General features: G+C 30.5%; 16 protein-coding genes. 7 read left to right on the top strand and 9 right to left on the bottom strand.

Annotation, left to right across the window (positions count from 1 at the left end; all coding sequences use genetic code 11):
* Positions 1–5: 5 nt before the first annotated feature.
* The 8 genes from ITB9_RS03550 to ITB9_RS03515 form a co-directional block, all read right to left on the bottom strand.
* Positions 6–773, bottom strand: a complete 768-nt coding sequence (locus tag ITB9_RS03550; protein ID WP_054851173.1) for a hypothetical protein — start codon at positions 771–773, stop codon at positions 6–8.
* Between the two features lies 1 nt (position 774).
* On the bottom strand, positions 775–1,254 hold the full coding sequence (locus ITB9_RS03545; RefSeq protein ID WP_028290907.1) for a DUF4178 domain-containing protein: 480 nt from the start codon (positions 1,252–1,254) through the stop codon (positions 775–777).
* Positions 1,254–2,054 (bottom strand): ion transporter, encoded by an 801-nt coding sequence (locus tag ITB9_RS03540; protein WP_082396025.1) that lies wholly within the window; start codon positions 2,052–2,054, stop codon positions 1,254–1,256. Before ITB9_RS03540 ends, ITB9_RS03545 begins: the two co-directional genes overlap by 1 nt.
* Positions 2,055–2,056: 2 nt before the next feature.
* The gene (gene speD / locus ITB9_RS03535; protein WP_054851172.1) at positions 2,057–2,419 is read right to left on the bottom strand and encodes an adenosylmethionine decarboxylase; all 363 of its coding nucleotides are present in this window, start codon (positions 2,417–2,419) and stop codon (positions 2,057–2,059) included.
* 121 nt (positions 2,420–2,540) lie between these two features.
* On the bottom strand, positions 2,541–3,275 hold the full coding sequence (locus ITB9_RS03530) for a head GIN domain-containing protein (protein WP_054851171.1): 735 nt from the start codon (positions 3,273–3,275) through the stop codon (positions 2,541–2,543).
* 27 nt (positions 3,276–3,302) lie between these two features.
* Positions 3,303–4,385 carry a hypothetical protein gene (locus ITB9_RS03525; RefSeq protein ID WP_054851170.1) on the bottom strand — a complete coding sequence of 361 codons (1,083 nt, stop codon included), beginning with the start codon at positions 4,383–4,385 and terminating at the stop codon, positions 3,303–3,305.
* Complete coding sequence (locus tag ITB9_RS03520) at positions 4,369–4,920, bottom strand: hypothetical protein (protein WP_054851169.1); 552 nt, start codon at positions 4,918–4,920, stop codon at positions 4,369–4,371. Before ITB9_RS03520 ends, ITB9_RS03525 begins: the two co-directional genes overlap by 17 nt.
* A 5-nt stretch (positions 4,921–4,925) precedes the next feature.
* Entirely contained in the window at positions 4,926–5,480 is a 555-nt protein-coding gene (locus ITB9_RS03515) for an RNA polymerase sigma factor (RefSeq protein WP_054851168.1), read from the bottom strand.
* A 277-nt stretch (positions 5,481–5,757) separates the two neighbouring features.
* Between ITB9_RS03515 and lon the strand changes: the two genes are divergently transcribed.
* From lon to porQ, 3 genes are all read left to right on the top strand, one after another.
* Positions 5,758–8,205: an endopeptidase La gene (gene lon, locus ITB9_RS03510; RefSeq protein WP_028290900.1), complete on the top strand. Its 2,448-nt coding sequence runs from the start codon at positions 5,758–5,760 to the stop codon at positions 8,203–8,205.
* A gap of 205 nt (positions 8,206–8,410) precedes the next feature.
* Positions 8,411–9,466 carry a LysM peptidoglycan-binding domain-containing protein gene (locus ITB9_RS03505; protein WP_054851167.1) on the top strand — a complete coding sequence of 352 codons (1,056 nt, stop codon included), beginning with the start codon at positions 8,411–8,413 and terminating at the stop codon, positions 9,464–9,466.
* Between the two features lie 54 nt (positions 9,467–9,520).
* A complete protein-coding gene (gene porQ, locus ITB9_RS03500) occupies positions 9,521–10,543 on the top strand; it encodes a type IX secretion system protein PorQ (protein WP_054851166.1) in 1,023 nt (340 codons plus the stop codon).
* Positions 10,544–10,552: 9 nt separating this feature from the next.
* Here porQ and ITB9_RS03495 read toward each other — a convergent pair whose 3' ends face one another.
* Positions 10,553–11,119 carry a GNAT family N-acetyltransferase gene (locus ITB9_RS03495; RefSeq protein ID WP_054851165.1) on the bottom strand — a complete coding sequence of 189 codons (567 nt, stop codon included), beginning with the start codon at positions 11,117–11,119 and terminating at the stop codon, positions 10,553–10,555.
* Between the two features lie 44 nt (positions 11,120–11,163).
* Here ITB9_RS03495 and ITB9_RS03490 point away from each other — a divergent pair, with 44 nt between their 5' ends.
* From ITB9_RS03490 to ITB9_RS03475, 4 genes are all read left to right on the top strand, one after another.
* On the top strand, positions 11,164–11,589 hold the full coding sequence (locus ITB9_RS03490) for a PaaI family thioesterase (protein ID WP_028290896.1): 426 nt from the start codon (positions 11,164–11,166) through the stop codon (positions 11,587–11,589).
* Positions 11,590–11,592: 3 nt separating this feature from the next.
* Positions 11,593–12,708, top strand: a complete 1,116-nt coding sequence (locus ITB9_RS03485; protein ID WP_054851164.1) for a chorismate-binding protein — start codon at positions 11,593–11,595, stop codon at positions 12,706–12,708.
* 42 nt (positions 12,709–12,750) lie between these two features.
* Complete coding sequence (gene menD, locus ITB9_RS03480; protein WP_054851163.1) at positions 12,751–14,502, top strand: 2-succinyl-5-enolpyruvyl-6-hydroxy-3-cyclohexene-1-carboxylate synthase; 1,752 nt, start codon at positions 12,751–12,753, stop codon at positions 14,500–14,502.
* 124 nt (positions 14,503–14,626) lie between these two features.
* Positions 14,627–14,968, top strand: coding sequence for a DUF2853 family protein (locus ITB9_RS03475; RefSeq protein ID WP_028290893.1), 342 nt, complete (start codon positions 14,627–14,629; stop codon positions 14,966–14,968).
* The last annotated feature ends 62 nt before the right edge of the window (positions 14,969–15,030 follow it).

Raw genomic sequence — 15,030 nt, 5'->3', positions numbered from 1 at the left:
AATATCTATTTTCCTATTCCTCCTGATCTAGATCGTGTACTTGATCCTGATTTATACCTAGAAGAGCTTCTACTTGTTCTTTTTTCAAGATTATTCCAACTGGTAGAGTTTTGACTTTTTCTTGTAAAAAATGAAGGTCTTGATTTTTTTTGATAACTACTTCTGGTTCCATGAGTATAAGTATTATTGTTATTTTGCCCATAATAACTTCTTCCAGTGGTATTATACGTTCTGTAATTATTATAATCATTTCTAAAAAAACTTCTTCTTGAGCCTAACCATAACCAGAAGAAAGGACTAGTAGAATGAGTTCTCCAGCGTCCATGAGAGGATGTACCATGAGATTTAGTACTTGTACTGTCTGTAGAAGTTTCTTCCCATTCACCATGTGCACTATTACCAATTGCCCAACCATAACCAACAGGTTGTGCTAAAGTAGAAACTTTACCATTATGTCTTGATAAAATTTCCATACCTAAATCATTTTTATGGTTTAAAAAAAAGCTTTGATTAACAACCGACCAATCTTTGTCTGTGCTATGTAGAGAATCGTTTTTTAACTCTAATACTTTGTATTTATGTTTATGTACTATTAAATTTTCTGTTTCATCAATCTTCATATCGTCTAAAACAATAGAAAAATCATTACTAGCTATATTTTTTAATATAGCTTGAGAAGGCTCAATAGTAATCGTTTTAACTTCTTTATCAGAAGAACCACAAGATAAAAATAGGATGCTAATTATAGTTGTATATAGAATGCGTTTGGTCATTTTATAAAGTATTTATGTTGGTTATTTTTTTTGGTTTTATTTCTTCTCCAATAAAGCTTTCGATGCTGCCATCATCCCATTTTTCGACTGAAATGCAATTATCTTTTAAGTAAAACTGATAACTTGTAAGGTTTTCTGTACTTGTAAAAGTAGTCATATTTCTATAAGATCCTGAAAATGTTTCTTCTAAATTATATTTCTTATTCTCAAATATCAAATAGCCATCTTCAATGATTAAATCTAAATTTATATTATTTAAAGTTAAAGCTTCACTGTATATGACTTCAAATTTCCCTCTGTAAAATTCTACTTCTAAAAATGCTTTTTTATCAGGATTTTCAATTGTATATTCAACACTCATGTTTCCTGTGTTCCAGCTATATTCAGCAATTTCAGTAATAGTCCATTTTTGTTTAAACAGTTTAAATGTAAAGCCAACTTTAAGCTTATTTAATGGATATTGTGATTTGTTTTCAAACATTATTCGATAATTTCTTTGTTACAATGTGGACAAAAACATTGTTGTGATTTCTTTAGACTTCTTATTTCTTCAATATAAGCAGAGCTAATTATACCTGTAGGTAAAGCAACAAAACCAATACCTAATAAGGCTATAACAGCACTCATTATTTTACCCAAACCTGTTATTGGGTAGATATCACCATAACCTACAGTGGTAAGTGTTGCAACTGCCCACCAAAGCGCTTGTCCAATGTTTTCAAATGCTTCAGGTTGCGCTTTATTTTCAATATAAAACATTAATGTAGATGCTATTATTAATAGTATAAAAACTAAAATTGCTGATACCAAAATTTCGTTTTTTGTTTTAACAATAACAGAACGTATAACAGCTAAACTCTTAAAATTACGATTTAATTTTAAAACTCTAAGGAGTCTAAATAATCGCAACAACCTAATAATTCTTAAGTCTAAAGAGACAATAAATGGAAGGTAAAAAGGTAAGATGGAGGCTAAGTCTACAATACCCATAAATGAAAATATGTATTTTAATCTAGCTTTTGTAGGTGATAATTTGGGGTAGATTAAATCTGAAACCCAAATACGAATTATATATTCAGTTGAAAATATTATAATTGAAAAGAGCTCAATAAAAGTGAATACAAATTTATATTTAGTATAAATTGATTGATACGATTCTAGTATGATTGCTAGAACATTAATTAAAATTAAAACAGAAATAAAATACTCTAAAAAAGCTTCACCTTTTGCATTTCCCTTCTCGTCGTCAAAATAATTAGCTATTGTTTTTTTTAAACTCATAGTTATATCATTTTGGTTAGAAAACCTCTTTGTGAAAATTGTTGTTCTATTTTATTAGATTTAAATTGTTTTTGAATCCATAAAATACCTTCTTCTAAATCGTTAAAAGTACTACAAGTAAAAAAATCTAGAGCCACATAGTTGTGTTCAGGCCAAGTGTGTATAGCAATATGACTTTCTTTAATAACAATGACACCACTTATACCAATTGGAGAAAACTGATGAATTGTTGTATTAACAATGTTTAACTGCATTAATTTAGCAGCTTTTTCTAATATGTCAGTAATTGCAGAAACAGAATTAATGATGTCATGGTTACAATTATAAAAATCTACAGTGGTTTGATATCCTAAGCTTTTTTGCATAGTTCAAATATAATATTCCTGTAGGAATATTTTTAAATCATAAAAAAAGATTTACCAATAAAAGTAAAAAGCCATTACTTGTTTGACAAATAATGGCTTTTAAAACTTATGTTAAGGGACTCTAGTTACTAATATCTCCAGATCCAGTGACTTTCTTGTTAACATTTGTAGGATTACCTTTATAATGTATATCTCCAGAACCTGTTACTTTAGCTTTTAAACTATTATTGCTATGTACTTTTATACCTCCAGACCCTGTAACTTTTGCTTCAGTATTATCGGATTGTAATTTTTCTCCATGAAAATCTCCAGAACCTGTAACGCTAGCGTTTAAGTTTTTAGTGTTTCCTGTTAATGTTAGATCTCCAGAACCTGTTACAGAACCTTCAACTGATGAGGATTGTACATCTAAAGTGACGTCTCCAGAACCTGATACTCTTGCTTCAAAATTTTTGGAGTTAATGGTTGTATTAGAAGTAACATCTCCAGAACCTGATAATGTTACTTTATCAATATCTTCAAACGGAACAGTTATTTTAATGGTCTTCTTTCCGCTTGGTTTTAAGTTTATATTGTTTTCAATTTTAATTATTAAGCTGTTAGATTTAACTTCAGTTGTAATATAGTTTAATAAGTTTTCTTCTCCTTCTAAAATAATAGTACCTTCTGTACCAGAGACTAATTCAAAATCCATCCAACCTGCTAATTTAATGGCATCATAATCTGATGTAGATCTTTTTATTGTAGTGTAATTTCCGTTACCTTTTATTTTTTTTCCGTTTCCCCATTGTGCGTTACAAGAGGTTAAGCTCATTACAGTTAAGGCTAAGACTAATGTTGTTTTTAATAGTTTCATGATGATTGATTGTTTATTGTTAATTGATTATTTTTTATCAAAGGTTACGCTTCCGTATTCTGAGTTTATTTTAATTAAGTTACCAGAAGTATTGTTGTTATGGTAACCTGTGTAATATTTGTCCGAGTTTTTGATGCTTTTGGTTTGTATATTAAAGTCGTCTTCTCCTTTAAGGTTACCATATTCAAGATTGATATCAAAATCAAAAGCATAATCAGGATCAATACCAATTTTGATACCTACATAATCAGATTCAATAGATACGTCACCTGCATTTTTGTTCATTTTTCCTATTTTGATAGAACCATAATCAGCATTTAGATTTACATTTTTGTATACATCATCTAGTACTACAGTTAGGTAGTTTCCGTTACCAGATATACTGTTTAATTTATTAACACGTAAACTTCCATAGTCACAGTTGTATCTAATGTTTTCGGCTATTTCAACAAGTGTTTTTGTGTAATCGGCAATAATATTAAGATCTTTAGTTTTTGCGACTGTAAAACCACTGTAATCGGCATTGATTTTTCCACTTTGTATATATTCAAAATAACTATTATTAGTGTAGTCAAACTTGATTATGTTATTGTCTGCAAGTAACTCTTTAGTTGTTATTTTACCATAATCGCAACTAATTTCTGCACGACCTTTAAGCGTGTCTAATGTTATATTTCCGTAATCATTATTTAGATTTACATTATTAGTAATTGGTAGTTTTATTATGTAATTAATTTTCATGTTTACATCGTCATTACTAGACCAATTCCACCAAGAGCTTTTTTTCTTTTTACCAATAATAGTTTCAGCAGACACATAACTTGACGTTGCAGAAAACGCTACATCTATTTCATTTAAACGTTTTTGTACATCTTCTAAATCATTACCATTGGTAGTGATTGTAACTTCAATAGCAATAGTGTTTCCTGTCCAAGTAACAATATCTAAATTTCCGTATTTGTTAGCTACTTTTAAAGTCGCATTGTCACTTACAGTATATTCTTTATTAATTTTTTTAGTTTTAGTGTGTTTACCTTCCCAAGCACCATTATTTGCTATTGCAAATACAGGTAATAAAAGACAAAGTGTTAGTTTATATAGTAGTTTCATAGGAGTTTTGTTTTAAGTTTTTAACCTCTTCAATTTGTAACAATGTACTTTGTAGTAGGTCTATTCGGTTTTGAAAGTTGGTAATCATAGCGTAAATAACACGTTGATCTTCGCCACTTTCAATTAGGTTTAATTTTAAGTTTTGGTATTCGGTTTCAAGTTGCTCTAAGCGTGTTAAAGCATCGTTTACTAGTTTTTGTGTTTCAGGACTTTTTTCAGTATTTAGTTTATTTAATTCAAAAGCAATAGTGTTAGAAAAAAAGTTTTGTGTCTCTGCTAATTGTGGAGAGATACTTGCTAAATCCTTTGTTTTCTGCTCTGGTTTTAAATTAAACGTTAAGGTAACTATTAGTACTATAGATGCTGCTACAGCTAATAGAGGCTTCCAGTAAGTCTTTTTTGTGCTTATTACTACAGTTTCGGTTTTGGAACTGTTTAGTTTGTCTAAAAACCGCTGTTGGTGTCCTAAATTTGGGGTTTCGACATCAAATTGATGGTCTAAACTTTTAAATAATTTATCTATATCGTTGTTCATAACAATTAGTTTAATTGTTCTAATTTTTTTCTTAAACTCTCTTTTGCTCTAGAGACTGTTGTTCTACAATTAGCATAGCTAATTTCCATTATTTGGCTAATTTCTTCGTAATCATAACCTTCAATTAAATGTAGGGTTAGCGCAATTTTATAATTAGATTTTAATTGGTTTAAATGGTCTAAAATTTGTTTTGCTTTAACAGATGTTATTTCGGTTGTTGTGTCTACACCTTGATGGTCTTCAATTTTGTATAGCATATCATCCAATCCAACTTCTCCGTTTTTTTTATTTTTATTAAAAGCTTGTATGCTATTATTAACAACTATACGCTTTAACCAAGCAGTAAATGTGCTAATTTCTTTTAATTTTTCAAGCTTAGTAAATGCGGTCAAAAAGGACTCTTGCATTATGTCTTCAGCTTCAAAACTATTGTTTACAATTCTATAAGAGGTATTGTACATGGCTTTGTAATATCTGTTATATATTTCCAATTGCGCTAATTGGTTTCCAGATATGCAAAGCGTTACAAGTTGCTCTATAGTATGTTTGGTTAGTGTCAAAAATGGTTTGTTTTATATAAAGAGGAAAGTTAAAATAGTTTGTTACACTTTTTTGAAAAAATATTTTATTTTTTTATTTATAAGTCTAAATCAACCTTTATTTAATGTTTGAAAAGTCTAAAGTGGCACATTAATTGAATTTTTAATAATGAATGTCTGCTACGTTATATTGATAAACTTAAGTATATCAACATAATAGCAAACTTTAAGTTTAATATTAAAAAAAGAAATAGTCCATTTGAAACTATTTTAGTGACATTTTGACTTATATATATCTATGAAAAAATCAAACTTTATTTCACTTGACAGTTTGTCATTACAAGACTTTGATGAAAACTCAGAGTTAATACCATTAATGACTCCAGAAGATGAAGAAAAAATAGCAAAAGAAGAGCTGCCAGAATCTTTACCAATATTATCATTGCGTAATACAGTATTATTTCCTGGTGTAGTAATACCAATTACAGCAGGTAGAGATAAGTCAATAAAATTAATTAATGACGCTAATAAAGGCGGAAAAGTTATTGGTGTGGTGTCTCAGATTGATGAATCTGTAGAAGATCCAAAAGCCGAAGATTTACATAAAATTGGTACAGTTGCCAGAATTTTAAAGGTGTTAAAAATGCCTGATGGTAACACAACCGTTATAATTCAAGGTAAAAAACGTTTTGAAATAGACCAAGTTATTACTGAAGAGCCTTACATTAAAGCTACAGTAAAAGAGGTGCCTCAAGCAAAGCCAGCAGCTAAAAATAAAGAGTTTGCTGCTATTATTGACAGTATCAAAGAACTTGCAGTACAAATTATTAAGGATAGTCCAAATATCCCAACAGAAGCAACCTTTGCTATTAAAAATATAGAAAGCGATTCGTTTTTAATAAACTTTGTCTCGTCTAATATGAATTTAAAAGTAGACGAAAAACAAGCGCTTTTAGAAATGAATCATCTAAAAGAGCGCGCTTTAGAAACACTACGTTACATGAACGTCGAGTTTCAAAAACTAGAACTTAAAAACGATATTCAGTCTAAAGTACAAAGCGATTTAAACCAACAACAACGTGAGTACTTTTTAAATCAGCAATTAAAAACCATTCAAGAAGAACTTGGAGGTGGTAATGCTGAGGAAATTGAAGACATGAAAAAACGTGCTAAAACTAAAAAATGGGACGATAAAGTTGGAAAACATTTTGATAAAGAATTAGCTAAAATGCAACGTATGAATCCTCAGGTAGCCGAGTATTCTATACAACGTAACTACTTAGATTTATTTTTAGATTTACCTTGGAGTACTTTTAGTAAAGATAAATTTGATTTACAACGTGCCGAAAAAATATTAGATCGTGACCATTATGGATTAGACGATGTTAAGAAACGTATTATCGAGCATCTTGCTGTTTTAAAACTACGTAATGATATGAAATCTCCAATTCTTTGTCTTTACGGACCTCCAGGAGTTGGTAAAACATCGTTAGGTAAGTCTATTGCAGAAGCTTTAGGTCGTGAATATGTACGCATGAGTTTAGGTGGTTTACGTGATGAGGCTGAGATTAGAGGACACCGTAAAACATACATTGGTGCAATGCCAGGACGTATTTTACAAAGCCTTAAAAAAGCAGGTACATCAAACCCAGTTTTTGTTTTAGATGAAATCGATAAACTTTCAAACTCTCATCAAGGTGATCCATCGTCTGCTTTGTTAGAAGTTTTGGATCCAGAACAAAATGGCGAGTTTCATGATAATTTCCTAGAAATGGGATACGATTTATCTAAAGTCATGTTTATAGCAACGTCAAATAGCTTAAATACAATTCAGCCTGCTTTAAGAGACAGAATGGAAATAATTAACGTTACAGGTTATACTATTGAAGAAAAAGTAGAAATAGCTAAACGTCACTTATTACCAAAACAATTAAAAGAACACGGTTTAACAGATAAGCATTTAAAAATAGGTAAGCCTCAACTTGAAAAAATAGTTGAAGGATACACACGTGAGTCTGGTGTACGTGGTTTAGAAAAACAAATTGCTAAAATGGTGCGTTATGCTGCCAAAAATATAGCAATGGAACAGGATTATAATATTAAAATATCAAACGAAGATATTATTGAAGTTTTAGGTGGGCCAAAATTAGAACGCGATAAATATGAAAATAACAATGTCGCAGGAGTTGTTACAGGTTTAGCTTGGACTAGAGTAGGAGGTGATATTTTGTTTATAGAATCTATTTTATCTAAAGGTAAAGGTACCTTAAATATTACAGGTAACTTAGGTAAGGTAATGAAGGAGTCGTCTACCATTGCAATGGAATACATTAAAGCGCATGCTGAGGAATTAAATATTAAACCAGAGGTGTTTGAAAAATATAATGTTCATATCCACGTGCCAGAAGGAGCAACACCAAAAGATGGACCAAGTGCAGGTGTGACTATGTTAACTTCTTTAGTGTCATTGTTTACTCAGCGAAAAGTTAAGAAAAGTCTTGCTATGACAGGCGAAATTACGCTTCGTGGTAAAGTTTTACCAGTTGGAGGAATAAAGGAAAAAATATTAGCAGCAAAACGAGCAAGAATTAAAGAAATATTACTTTGTGAAGACAACAGACGTGATATTGAAGATATTAAACCAGAATATTTAAAAGGTTTAACCTTTCATTATGTTTCTGATATGATGGATGTAGTTAAAATTGCAATTACTGATCAAAAAGTGAAGCAGGCTAAAAAATTGTAAATATTACAAATTGAAGAGATTAGACATCCATAATCGTGTTGTTTTATAAATTTAATATGTACTACATTCTAAATAATTAAACAACTTAGGTTGATATAAAAAAAAGCTCTTTTATTTTAAAAGGGCTTTTTTCATTCTAAACCAATTAGAGTAATACAATAATTGTCAATAGTTTATATTTGTTAAAATATATCCAATAATTACAATGAAAAACATATTAGTTATAGTCATGTTTTTAAGTGCATACTTAACAAAAGCACAAGATAACCCAGAAGAATTTTTACCAATTATTGTAGAGGATAAAGAGGCTTTTATGTCTACTAAAACAGGTGAATATGTTTTTAGGGCTCATGATAAAACTAATGCAGAGCAATTAAAAACGACACCTAATGGTGTATACTATAATGACATTATTGTACACAATGTAAAACAAGGAGAAACACTAAAAACATTATCAAAAAAATATGATATTGATGAAGCACAAATCAAAAAAGATAATTTGCTAAAATCAAATACATTTAAGTCAGGTCAAAAAATAAAAATTATTAATCGTGTTTTAGTGCCTTCAAGTAGTCCAGTTATTAGTTATGCTGGAGAAGAACGCGTTATAGCAAAACTTAGACCTGGTCAATCACCTTCAACAATTGCTCCACCACCAACACAGTCAACGCAAGTTGTGGTTCAAGCGTCAACTTCAGATAAAACAACTAGTCCTGATGCTAAAAAAGTTATAAAAAATAAAAGTACTTACTCTAAACCATTAATAGTACCTGTTGTTGATAATAGTGAAGACAATAAAATAGAAAAACACGACTCAAAAGAGGTCGCTAAGGCTGAAAAAAAATTAGCTAAAGCCAAAAAGAAATTAGAAGCAGCTAAAAGAAAAGAGGAAAAAGCAAAGGAGAAAGAAAGATTAAAAGCTGAAAAAAAGGCTAGAAAAGAGGTTCAACAAGTTGTTATTCAGGAAAAAAATGAAGCTGTAGTCTCTGAGTCGTTTAAAAATGAATTAGCAACAATTGAAAAAGAAGAAGAAAAAGTTAAGGAGTTAGTTAAAATTGAAAAACAAAAAGAATCTTCTGAGGATAAAAAAAATATAGAGACAAATAGGCTTCAAGAAGGTGTTGATTATCATACTGTTGTAAAAGGTGATAATCTATTTAGACTTTCAAAAAAATACAATACTACGGTTAAAAAGTTAACAGAACTAAACAACGTAAAATTCAATAATTTACAAATCGGACAAAAGCTAAAATTGAAGTAAAAAATAAATGTTCTTTATCTGCGTTTTAAAGTAGATTTATTTACTTTGCATCCTATGTTTAAAAATAAAATTGTCCCACTTTTGATCCTACTATTTGGCGCATTTGGTTATGCACAATTAGGTGGACAATCAACATATCAATTTTTAAACTTAGTCTCTTCACCAAGACAAGCAGCTTTAGGTGGTAAAGTGCTAACTAACATAGATTATGACGTTACACAAGGTTTGTATAATCCCTCTGCAATTAATCCAGAAATGGATAACCAGTTTGCATTAAATTTTAGCAATTATTTAGGTGGTATTACTTATGGTACAGCAGCTTATGCTTACACTTGGGACAGACGCACGCAAACGTTTCATACAGGAATGACCTATATTAATTATGGCGATTTTGATGGTTATGACGAAAACGGTATTTCAACCGGAACCTTTACAGGTACAGAAGCAGCTTTGTCGTTAGGTTATGCGTTACAAATTGGATATTCAGATTTTTATTTTGGTGCTAATCTTAAGTTTATAACATCAACTTTAGAGCAATATAATTCGTTTGGTATAGCTACGGATTTAGGGTTAATGTATGTTAATCAAGATTTAGAGTTTCAAGCAGCTTTGGTTGTTCGTAATTTAGGGACTCAAATCACAACATATGCTGGTCAAAACGAAAGTTTACCATTGGACATTACATTAGGTTTATCTCAAACGCTAGAGCATGTTCCATTACGTTGGCATTTAACTTTTGAAAACCTTCAGCAGTGGCCAATTGCAGAAGCTAATCCAGCTAGAACAACTACAGATTTAGAAGGTAATCAAACTCAAGAAAAAGTAGGCTTTTTAAGTAATGTAATTAGGCACACAATTTTAGGAGCAGAGCTGTTTCCTGATAAAGGTTTTAATATTAGACTAGGTTACAACTTTAGACGTGCTGAAGAATTGCGTATTGTTGATCAGCGTAATTTTTCAGGTTTATCAGCAGGTTTTGCTTTAAAGATTAATAAACTTAGGTTTAGTTACACACATGTAAAATACACAGCAGCAAGTAATGCTAACTTTTTTGGTTTAAATATAGATTTAAAGTAATACTATTAATTACTTAAATAGCTCTAATTTAATAGTATTCCATTCGCTTTTTAAAATACCATAACAACAAGTATTTCGTCTAAAACCATCATTCATTATAGTATTTTGACGTAACAAACCTTCTAAGGTAGCACCTAACTTTTCTACAGCTTTTCTGGACTTAATATTGCGTTCATCAATTCTAAATTCTACTTTTTCAAAATCTAAAGTTTCAAAAGCATATTGTAGCATTAAAAATTTCATCTGACTATTTAATCCTGTGCCTTGAAAAGTTTTTCCAATCCAAGTCCATCCAATATGTAAGACTTTATTTTTGTGATGTATTAATCCAAAACGCGTACTTCCAGCAAAAGCTTGTTTGTCTTTATCAAATACAATAAATGGTAATGTTATATTCTGTTTAAATCCATCTAAAGCAACTTGCACATACTGTTTTAAAGTTTCTGGTGTGTCTATTTGGTTAGGTGAGTAGTAAATTAAGTCCTTTTCACTAGCAATAGTAGTTAAGTGTTTGTAATTGGTTAAATCTAAAGGTATTAATTTAACACGATCATTTTCCAGTGTTATAGCTTTCATTTTGTGTGCTTTGTTTTGTATTTTTACATTAAAATTAAAGATACATGAAGTATACTAAACAACAAGTAATTACTAAAGCAAATCAAGCTAGTAAAAACACATTAATGGAAACATTAGAGATTGAGTTTATTGACTTTGGTGATGACTTTTTAGTATCTAGAATGCCTGTTACGCCTAAAGTGCATCAGCCTGATGGTGTTTTGCATGGAGGTGCAACTGCTGCGTTAGCAGAAAGTGTAGGTAGTTTTGCTGCTATATTGTTTTCTGATCAAGAAAAAGTAATGGTTAGAGGTTTAGAAATTACAGCAAACCATTTAAAAAGCGTAAAATCAGGATTTATATATGCCAGAGCGACGTTTATCCATAAAGGACGTACAACGCAGTTGTTGGATATTCGTGTGACTGATGAAGCTGATAACCTTATTTCAGTGTGTAAATTGTCAACCATTTCTTTACCTAAAAAGAAATAATTTATGACAACACTAGATTTTTTTGAACATTTAAATATTCATTTCAATAATGATTTGCCATTTGTAGCTTATCGTAAGCCAAATGATAGCGTTGTAAAGGCAATGCTTCAGGACGACGCTAAGCTTCATTATACCACCAATTTTAAAGCAAGTGGTTTTGTATTTTCGCCTTTTCAAAATAAAAACGAAAACATTTTATTTCCTTTAGAAAATTGCAAAACATTAAAAACTAGTTTTGAAATAGAGGATAAGACAATTACATCTAATTCAGAGTCTTCAGTTTCTGAAACATCAAAACAAAAACATTTAGATTTAGTCGAAAAGGCTATAGCCGAAATTAATAAAAATACTTTTAAAAAAGTGGTGGTTTCTAGAGTGCAAGCTCAAGATTTTTCTAAAACCGAAACATTAAGTTTACTTCAAAAACTATTAAATACTTACACCACAGCTATGGTGTATTGTTGGTACCATCCTAAAGTAGGATTGTGGTTAGGTGCAACACCAGAAACCTTGTTAAAGGTAGAAGGTAACCGTTTTTTAACCATGTCCTTAGCTGGTACACAACCTTATGTTGATACGGAAGAAGTCATTTGGCAAGCTAAAGAAAAAGAAGAACAACAATTGGTCACTAACTTTATTGTGGATAGTTTACAAGGCAATGTAAACACTTTAAATATTGGTCAAACCGAAACTATAAAAGCTGGTAGATTATTGCATTTACGTACTAAAATTTCAGGATTACTGGACCCAGAAAAAGGACTAGCATCTGTAATTAAACAATTGCATCCAACACCTGCAGTTTGTGGTTTGCCCAAACAAAACGCTCAGCAATTTATTATAAATAACGAAGGTTATAATCGTGAGTTTTACACAGGTTTTTTAGGCGAAATCAATCTAAAACAATCTAAAACAAGAAATACAAACCGCAGAAATGTTGAAAACAATGCTTATGCAACCGTAAAAAGCGTGTCACATGTGTTTGTTAACTTAAGATGTCTTCAAATAAAAGACAATCAAGCCTTAATTTATGTTGGAGGTGGTATTACTAAAGATTCAATTCCTGAAAAAGAGTGGGACGAAACCGTTGCCAAATCCAAGACTGTTAAAAACCTCTTATAAACATTTTATTTAGGTTTAGGGTTTCGTATTTTTGTAACACACATGAAACACCCAAAAATACCTTTAGCACAAACCGTTGTTCAGCTTTGTAAAGCCAAGAATATACAACACATAGTCTTGTCACCAGGAAGCAGAAATGCACCTTTAACCATTGGTTTTACTCACGATCCTTTTTTTAAATGCTATAGTATTGTTGATGAGCGTTGTGCTGCATTTTTTGCCTTAGGTATTGCCCAACAAATCAAACATCCAGTAGCAGTTGTTTGTACCTCAGGAAGTGCTTTACTTAATTATTATCCAGCAGTTTCAGAAGCTTTTTATAGTAATATTCCATTAGTTGTTTTAAGTGCAGATAGACCAAAATATCTGGTCGGAATTGGTGATGGTCAAACCATACAGCAAGAAGGTATTTACAATAACCACATCCAATATCAAGCCAATTTAAAGCAAGATTTAAATCCAGATAATGAAAACGCTTTAGCGGAAGAATTGCCGATAATAAAGAGCATTGAAAATAAAATTGAAAAATATTTAGGATTGCAACAAAGTGTTCAACACTACAATGAAACCGAAATAAACCAAGCTTTAAATACAGCAATTACCACACAAGGACCAGTTCATGTAAATATTCCGTTTAACGAACCCTTGTATGATATAGTAGATCAATTATCGGTAAATCCAACAAACGTGATGCCAGTTGTTAATCATGATGCTAATCAAGATTATAACGCTTTCGCGGAAATTTGGAATGGCTCAAAACAAAAGTTAGTCTTGGTAGGTGTTTTACCTCCAAACAGTGTACAGCAACAATTTTTAGATGTTTTAGCAGAGGATGAAAGTGTTTTAGTACTTACCGAAACGACGTCCAATTTGCATCATGACAAATTTTGTCCAAGTATAGATAAGTTAATAGGAGCCTTGTCTGATAACGAGTTACAAGCCTTGCAACCTGATATTTTACTTACTTTTGGAGGTTTGATTGTATCCAAAAAAATAAAGAAGTTTTTAAGGACTCATAAACCAATACACCATTGGCATGTTGCCGAAAATGGAGCTAATGATACCTTTTTTGTTTTAAATAAAGTGTTTAAGCAAAGTATAAATTCGTTTTTTAAGCATTTTATTCCGTTAACAAAAGCTGTAAAAAGTAATTATAATCCTTATTGGTCTAATCAAATGACTATAAGACGCGAAAAACATGAGCGTTATATGGATCTAATTTCGTTTTCAGATTTTAAAGCTTTTGATTATATATTAAATGGGCTACCAGAAAATATACAATTACAAGTTAGTAATAGTTCGACTATAAGATATGCTCAGCTTTTTGATTTAAATCCTACACTAGAAGTTTTTTGTAATAGAGGTACAAGTGGTATAGATGGTAGTACAAGTACTGCAATTGGAGCAGCTTTAGCTAATCCTAAACCTACAGTTTTTATAACTGGTGATTTAAGTTTTTTTTACGATAGTAATGCTTTATGGAATAACTACATACCTAATAATTTTAGAATAATAGTCATTAATAACGAAGGAGGAGGAATATTTAGGATTTTACCAGGACATAAAAACACAGATAATTTTGACTATTTTTTTGAAACTAAACATCACTTAACAGCAAAACAGTTGTGTGATATGTATGGATTAGTGTACAAAAAAGTAGAAAACAAAACAGATTTACAGACTGCTTTAAAAACGTTTTATACGCCTTCTAATCAACCTAAACTGTTAGAGGTGTTTACTCCATCCAGAGATAATGATGCTATATTATTAGATTATTTTAAATACGTAAAATAACTTTTACCGATAAAAAATGTAGTTTGTCGTAATTTATTTTTAAAAACTTGACGTTTAAAAAAAGAAATAAAATTATTGTACCTTTAAATAGCTTAAAAACATTAATCTAAAATTTTTTATTATTATGAGTAAACGTGATGAATTAATCGCAAAATATGCAACTGACTTAAAAGACAAATGTGGTGTAACTCCAGATATGGATTTTTTAACTAAAGTAACTATTGGTTGTGGACCATCAATATACAATAAAGACGCTGCAACTGTTTCTGGATCTGATGATTCTGAATTAGCGACAGTAAAAAACAATTTTTTAATTAAAAAGTTAGGTTTAGAAGATAGTGCAGACTTAGATAAAGCTATAGATTCTGTAATGGAAACTTATGGTAGATCAAATAGAAATAAATACAGAGCTGTAGTTTATTATTTACTAGCTAAGCACTTTAAAAAAGAAGCTATTTACAAATAGAATAAAATTTTATATAAAAAAAGNTGTACGTATCATTTATATTTGCATTCATCCTTTTGCAG

The sequence above is a fragment of the Olleya sp. ITB9 genome (genome assembly GCF_001315805.1).
GTDB classification, from domain to species: Bacteria; Bacteroidota; Bacteroidia; order Flavobacteriales; family Flavobacteriaceae; genus Olleya; species Olleya sediminilitoris.
This window is presented reverse-complemented; position numbering and strand designations above follow the sequence as displayed.

Bases quoted from the DNA above. Each gene is read 5' to 3' on its own strand.
- ITB9_RS03475 (WP_028290893.1), top strand. From the start codon at position 14,627: ATGAGTAAACGTGATGAATTAATCGCAAAATATGCAACTGACTTAAAA.
- ITB9_RS03505 (WP_054851167.1), top strand. From the start codon at position 8,411: ATGAAAAACATATTAGTTATAGTCATGTTTTTAAGTGCATACTTAACA.
- ITB9_RS03550 (WP_054851173.1), bottom strand. From the start codon at position 773: ATGACCAAACGCATTCTATATACAACTATAATTAGCATCCTATTTTTA.
- ITB9_RS03520 (WP_054851169.1), bottom strand. From the start codon at position 4,920: ATGAACAACGATATAGATAAATTATTTAAAAGTTTAGACCATCAATTT.
- menD (WP_054851163.1), top strand. From the start codon at position 12,751: ATGAAACACCCAAAAATACCTTTAGCACAAACCGTTGTTCAGCTTTGT.
- ITB9_RS03540 (WP_082396025.1), bottom strand. From the start codon at position 2,054: ATGAGTTTAAAAAAAACAATAGCTAATTATTTTGACGACGAGAAGGGA.
- ITB9_RS03485 (WP_054851164.1), top strand. From the start codon at position 11,593: ATGACAACACTAGATTTTTTTGAACATTTAAATATTCATTTCAATAAT.
- ITB9_RS03490 (WP_028290896.1), top strand. From the start codon at position 11,164: ATGAAGTATACTAAACAACAAGTAATTACTAAAGCAAATCAAGCTAGT.
- speD (WP_054851172.1), bottom strand. From the start codon at position 2,419: ATGCAAAAAAGCTTAGGATATCAAACCACTGTAGATTTTTATAATTGT.
- ITB9_RS03545 (WP_028290907.1), bottom strand. From the start codon at position 1,254: ATGTTTGAAAACAAATCACAATATCCATTAAATAAGCTTAAAGTTGGC.
- lon (WP_028290900.1), top strand. From the start codon at position 5,758: ATGAAAAAATCAAACTTTATTTCACTTGACAGTTTGTCATTACAAGAC.
- ITB9_RS03525 (WP_054851170.1), bottom strand. From the start codon at position 4,385: ATGAAACTACTATATAAACTAACACTTTGTCTTTTATTACCTGTATTT.
- ITB9_RS03530 (WP_054851171.1), bottom strand. From the start codon at position 3,275: ATGAAACTATTAAAAACAACATTAGTCTTAGCCTTAACTGTAATGAGC.
- porQ (WP_054851166.1), top strand. From the start codon at position 9,521: ATGTTTAAAAATAAAATTGTCCCACTTTTGATCCTACTATTTGGCGCA.
- ITB9_RS03495 (WP_054851165.1), bottom strand. From the start codon at position 11,119: ATGAAAGCTATAACACTGGAAAATGATCGTGTTAAATTAATACCTTTA.